General features: G+C 63.3%; 3 protein-coding genes. 1 reads left to right on the top strand and 2 read right to left on the bottom strand.

Annotation, left to right across the window (positions count from 1 at the left end; translation table 11 throughout):
* Window positions 1-1,044 (top strand): adenylate/guanylate cyclase domain-containing protein (locus ACIQ3R_RS13990; protein WP_397419473.1); only part of this gene is annotated, 1,044 nt, incomplete at its 5' end.
* Window positions 1,045-1,055: 11 nt separating this feature from the next.
* Here ACIQ3R_RS13990 and ACIQ3R_RS13985 read toward each other — a convergent pair.
* Both ACIQ3R_RS13985 and ACIQ3R_RS13980 read right to left on the bottom strand, forming a co-directional pair.
* Window positions 1,056-2,519 carry an MFS transporter gene (locus ACIQ3R_RS13985; RefSeq protein WP_397419472.1) on the bottom strand — a complete coding sequence of 488 codons (1,464 nt, stop codon included), beginning with the start codon at window positions 2,517-2,519 and terminating at the stop codon, window positions 1,056-1,058.
* A gap of 89 nt (window positions 2,520-2,608) precedes the next feature.
* Window positions 2,609-6,124, bottom strand: a 3,516-nt coding sequence (locus ACIQ3R_RS13980) for a hypothetical protein (protein ID WP_397419471.1), incomplete at its 5' end; no start/stop codon positions are given.

The raw sequence follows: 6,124 nt of genomic DNA, 5'->3' as shown, positions 1-6,124 counted from the left end.
GCCACGGCCGACTCCGACACCCTGAAAGAGGACATGCACACCACGCCGTTGCGCTTCCTTCCGGGCCACTACGACGGCACGCCCGGCGTTGAGGTGCACGTCCACGCCCTGTCCCAAATGATTGAAGGCGACCGGGTCCGGACGCCCGGTCTGCCGCTTATGATTCTCCATGTCCTAGCGGCAGCCCTGGGCGGCGCTCTGCTTGGCAAATCGACGCAACGTTGGTGGATTTCGATCGGCATCGTCACCCTGGCCGTCCTGGGGTCCGCGGTCGGCGCGTTCCTGATCTATCGCTACTTCGCCGGAATGGCCCCGATGGTGGCCCCGGCGATCAGCTTCGCCTTCGCGTTCTTTGTACTCAGCCGCCTTTCGGCCGCCGAACTTCAGAGTCAGCGCGCTTTCTACTCGTCCACGCTGGAGCGCTACCTGGCGCCACAGGTGATCGATCGCATGGTCGGCGGCCAGGAGCAGGTTAAGATTGGAGCTGATGAACGTGAGATCACCGTCATGATCTCCGACCTAGAGAACTTCTCCAACCTTGTCGCCAGCCTGGACCTGGAGACCTTCGAAGGCGTGATCAACGAATACTTCGACGGCGTCATCGACATCCTTTGGAAGCACGAGGCGATGATCGACAAGATGACCGGTGACGGCATCATCGCCATCTTCGGCGCACCGGTCGCCACCACCGACCATGCGGATCGCGCCATCGCCTGCGCCCGCGAGATCGACGCCTTCGGCCAGCAGATACGCGACAAGATGGTGGCCCGCGGTATCGGCTTCGGCGTCACGCGTATGGGCCTCTCCTCAGGCATCGGGCTGGTGGGCAATTTTGGCGGGGAACGCAGATTCAACTACACGGCCTATGGCGAGGTCGTGGTGATCGCCGCACGCCTCGAGGCAGCCAATAAGACCTTTGGCACCCGCATCCTGTTTAGCGCCGAGACCCTCAAACTGGCCAAGAACAACGTGCCCGTTGAGGCCGTGGGCGAAATCGACCTCAAGGGTGTCCCACTGCCGATTCCCGCCTACACCATCCGCTAGCGGGCCCTGGGCTACTTTGTCGTCGCGACGGCGCGCAGGTTACGCCGATGGGTCGCCTCATCGATGCGGTAGAAGCTCCAGGTCGCGATCGACAGCCCGCTGACCACGACCATGGCGCCCACATAGACCCAGCCCACCTGCATCATCATCGCCAGGGTCTCTGGCCCGGGCTTGGCCTTCTCTGGAAATCCGACCCAGGCCAGCAGCAGACCCGGGATCGCCACCGCCAGTGAGTTGACGATCCGCTGCGGCAGGCTGTCGGCGGTCATCAACAGCCCCTCCGCGCGATCACCGGTCACGGCCTGAACATCTTCGACGATATCGGCCACCATTGAGGAGACGACGATGAAGCCGCCAAACATGCAGACGCCGGCGGCGAAGGCGAAGCTGGCCAGCAGCATCAGCAACTGCGGCGAGGACTCCCAGGTCAGGATGCCGAACAGCTTGAGCAGCATCGGCGTGTGGGTGATCGCGACGCCGGTGAAAAAAAGCGACATGCAGATTCGCTTCTTGCCGAACCGTTGCGCCAGTCTGGGCGCGATCATCGCGGCCACAATGGGCGTCGGGATCGCCAAGAGCGAAAGCACCATGATGTCGCTAGCCTTCAGGCCCCATAGGAAGGTGTAGAAATAGAGCCGCAAGCCACCTTCCATGCCGAGCGCCGCGCCCGAGAATAGGCCCGCCACCACCGCCACCAGAAAGCTTCGGTTGCTGAGCGCCTGGCCCATTCGCCGAAGTTGGACCTTCAGACTGATCCGGTTCTCCACCTTGGGGGGCTGGAACAAGTGAGGAATGGCGTGCCGGGTGCCCCACGCCATAGCCATGATCGATGCCACGACGATAGCGGATATGGTCAGCGATAGAGGCCCATAGCCCCCGACATTCAACTGGCCGACCGGGTGCTCCGGCGTCGCGCGCAGAAAGACGCCATAGATCAGCACAGTGGCGATCGCCGAAGTGGCCGCGCCGATCATCCAGCGATAGCTGATCAGCACCGTGCGGTCGTGATAGGCCTTCGCCAGCTCCGGTCCCAGCGCATTGCTGGCGATCTCGAAGATGCTGAAAGAGATGTTCACGAACAGGCCGGTCGCCAGCACGTACCAGAACATCTCGCTGGCCGCCCAATCCTCCGGCGGATGCCACCGAAAATAGAGCGCAATGGGAATCAGGATCAGGCCGGCGATCAGGAACGGGTGTCGACGTCCCCAGCGGGTCCGCGTCTGATCCGAAGCATTCCCGATCAGCACGTCCATGATCGCATCGGAGAACACGGTCGCCGACAACGCCACCGCCACCACGGCGGCCGGCACCCCAATCACCTGATTGTAGAAGAACATCGCTAGCGCGCCGAGCGCGTTGAAAGCGCCGGGGGCCGCCGATCCCAGACCGAAGAACAGCTTGATCCGGAAACTGGCCTTGGGCGGTTCAGCTTCGTCGGCGGCGTCCACCGTCACGCGCCCATCAGGGAGTTTCATTCAATCGTCCATCAACTGACGCCCATCCCCCAACTCAGTGGGGACTGTGCTCAGCGAACTGTCAAGGCGACCGAACGGTCGGACGGCCCTTACCGACCCGCCTGTCGGAGCGGCCTTGGCCCCATCCAAGCGGTCATGTCCACCTGGTCCATCACACGATAGGGACGCCCCCAACGGTCGGTGAAGAAGCGCTCCATTTCCGGCCGGGTAAACGGCCGGGAGCCCAGTCGCCCGAAGATCGCCATCTGGCCGCCCGTCTCGTCTACGGCGCGGTCACGATCCAAGCCTTTGGACATGGCCAATGCTGGGCTCTCGGTCTTCGCCCAGGCGATCAGCTCCGGCTTTGGCGCGGGCGAGAAGCCGTAAAAGTTAGGTTGGGTCGAGGGACTTGTGAGTTGCAGCACCTTCATCCCGTTTCGCCCGTCGGCGACATAGGCGAACAGCGAGGCGTTGGTCGAGCCAACCACCACATCCTCGGCGTCGTTTAGACGGCCGCCGGCGTCGAACTTCTGGTAGAGGCGCGGCTTCTCCGGATTCTTGACGTCCACTATCACCAGCCCGTCCCGCTTGGCGGCGACATAGGCATAGGTGCGCGCCACATACACACGTCGCGCGTCCGCCAGGGGCACCGTCGCGCCCGGCAGCGGCGTCGGCCGATCCAGGCGCGTAACGTCCATCACCTCCAGCCCGCGCGATGTGGTCACCCACAGATAGCGGAACTGCAGCGCCGAAGCCCGCGCATCGGGAAGCGCCACGGTGGTGACATATCGGGGCTTGAGCGGATCATTCAGGTCCACCACCACGAGGCCCGCATCAGCGGCGATGTAGGCGTAGTGCCCGCCGAGCGTGATGTGGCGTGCGCCGTTCAACACACCGTCCGCGTTCCAAGTCACCGCGCGCTTCAGCATGTTGTTGCGCGGATCACCGTCAGCCAGCGTGTTCACGTTGACGAGGATCAGGCCCTCTTCAGAGTCGGTGATCACCGCATAAGAGTAGAGCGGATGGAAGGTCTGCTCCTGGTTAGCTTTAAGCAGCGAGATATCGCCGCCACCGGCCAGATCCTTGACCATGATCTTCTGCATCGCCTCATTGCGTTGCGGCGCGATGTTCTGGTTGGTCGGCAAAGCCATGCATGTGGCATTCTTGCTTTCGACGCGCGTGTCGTGACCCAGCGGCGAGAACGGCGCTGTGATCACCCGCTGGGAAACCGCCTTGTTGGCGATGCTGGCGACGTCGAACACATGGAAACCGCCCTTCCCTTCCGCGACGAACATGTACTCGCCGCGAAGCTGCAGACAGCGCGCCGCGCCATCGGTTCCGAGATGGAAGTTGGCAATGTCTTCCGGCGCCTCTTCTTCGCCCGCTTTCAAGCCCTTGTTGAAGGGCTTGCCGCGAACCCAGTTCTTCAGCTCGCGACCGTTCCGATCTACGTGCAGCTTGTAGAAGTCGGGATATGCGTAGCGGTGGAGATAAGACCCGAACACCGCCTGCGGTTCGCTCCACTCGGACACACGCACAGCCTTGAGGCCGCCTGAGAGGCCGACCCAGGCGTCCTGGCCGATGAAGTTCACATAATTGGTCCCCAGCAGCAGAAGCTGAGCCATGATTGCGTTGTTGTCGTTGGCCGCCGAGATGTGACAGTCGGAACAGGTCTTGGTCTCGGTGGTCCTCACCGTGTGCGGGAAGTGCGGCGCAAAGGCCTGGCTGGAGAAGCCCGCGGCCGAAATGGGCGGCTGCTGGCTGTAGATCCGCTCGCGGTTCACGTTGGTCGAGGACAGGATCAGCGCCGACGAAGACCGGACCGGCGCGATGGTCGAGCCCTTGGTCGTCTGGTGGCGGCCCAACTGGTACATGTCGTCCCGCGCCACCTGAGGGTTATAGGTTGCGTAGTTCCGGCTCTCGTCGCCCTCGTACTTGTGAGCCTTGGTCTTCCAGTTGGCCTCAATCGGCAGATGGCAACCGGCGCAAGCCGTGGTCCACGAGGTGTGGCAGGTGAAGCACTCCATCTCCTCGTCCTTGTGGGCGAGGTCGCCGGGCGCCACGCCCTGGCCCCAGGCGAAGGGCTTGCCGGTCTCGCTGATCTTCGACATCAGCTTGGCGCGCGCTGATTTCGCGTTGAAGTCCGGGCTGTCAGGATCGACCGTGTCCTTGGTCAGCTTGATCCGCCATTCCAGCTTGGGGTCGAGCAGTGAGCGCTGGACCAGCACCTGCCGGCCGTTCTCTGTCAGCCACTCAAAACGCCGCTGGCCGTCGGGATTGCGCAGCAACGACAGATCATTGCCCTGCGGACTCGCCGCAGGTCCCGAAGTCCTGAGGGTTGGATAAGCTTGTGACGAGCCGTGGCAATCCTTGCAGCGAATCTCCACCGCATTGGCCACCTCTCCATAGATCAGGCCCGACCCGTGGCTGTCCTGGCTGAAGTGGCAATCCGCGCACTGCATCCCGACTTCGGCGTGGATATCCATCATGTGGACCGCTTTGCCAGGCGCGTTCTGGCCCACGGGCGTAAACTCCGGAGCACCGGCCCGGTGGAACTTCTCAGGATCGTCGTTGGCGATGATCGCCCCGTCCTTGTCGAGCAGGTTGCCGTCCCGGTCGCGCTTGAAGATCGCCCGGAAGTTCCAGCCGTGACCATGATAGTCGGCGAACTGGGTGTCCTTTAGCTTCGGGTTCAGACTGAACACGTTGCGCAGAAAGTCGAGGTCGGCCCACTTTCCGCGCGGCGCGGCCCCTTCGGGGTTACGGTCAAGGACCTTCCGGACTTCAGCCGTGGTCGGATACTTCTGCTTCTCCGGCCACATGTGCGGGGCGTCGGCCTCGTAGTCCCACATCGTGTAGCCGAGGTAGGTGTTCACGAACATGTTGGGCTGGTGCATGTGGCAGTTCATGCACTGAGCGGTCGGGATGGCGCGCGTGAAGACGTGCTTGATCGGATGGCCAGATTCACCCTTGGGGATCGTCGGATCCACCTGCGCGCTCTCGCCGTCGCGGCCGTACTTGGCCCAGGTCAGGCTCGCATGCGGCTGGCGGTTGTTGGCGTAAACCACGTGGCATGACGCGCAGCCCGATGAGCGATAGTCGCCCGGCTGGTCATTGGTGCCCATGAACCAGGTGAAGGGGTCGTTCAGGCGCGTCTTGTGAATGTTCAGCACCGGGATCGCCACACGCAGGCCGGTGCCCGGGCCGCGGTTGGACTGCTTGAGATCCGGCCGACCCGGCTCCTCAAGTCGCTGAATCGCGCCGAGAGAGTTGGGCAGACCAACCTCGGCGAACTGAGTATTGATGTTGCGGCCGCCGCGCTCGAACACGCGGAAGATGTCGCCCGGAGGCACCACTTGCCAGGTCGGCAGCGGATAGAGCGTCGGCAACGCGCCGCGCTTGGCCTGTTCTGGCGTCACCGTGCCGTGTGGATTACCTGGAGAGACGATCCGCGCGGGCTCTCCGTGGCGGGTGTAAGCCTCGCCCAGCACATAGTTTTTGAACGGCAGGATGCCGTTGTTGTAGGAGCCGCCGCCCCAAAGCATGGCGCCCGTCGCCATCAACGAACGCTCCGCCTTCTCGATCAGCTCCATGTGGCAGGCGCCGCAGGCCTGGCGCGCCACCCG

The sequence above is a fragment of the Phenylobacterium sp. genome (assembly GCF_044371015.1).
Taxonomy (GTDB): Bacteria; Pseudomonadota; Alphaproteobacteria; order Caulobacterales; family Caulobacteraceae; genus Phenylobacterium.
Note: the sequence above shows the minus strand (reverse complement) of the source record. Positions and strands in the feature narration are given on the sequence as shown.

Bases quoted from the DNA above. Each gene is read 5' to 3' on its own strand.
- ACIQ3R_RS13985 (WP_397419472.1), bottom strand. From the start codon at position 2,519: ATGAAACTCCCTGATGGGCGCGTGACGGTGGACGCCGCCGACGAAGCT.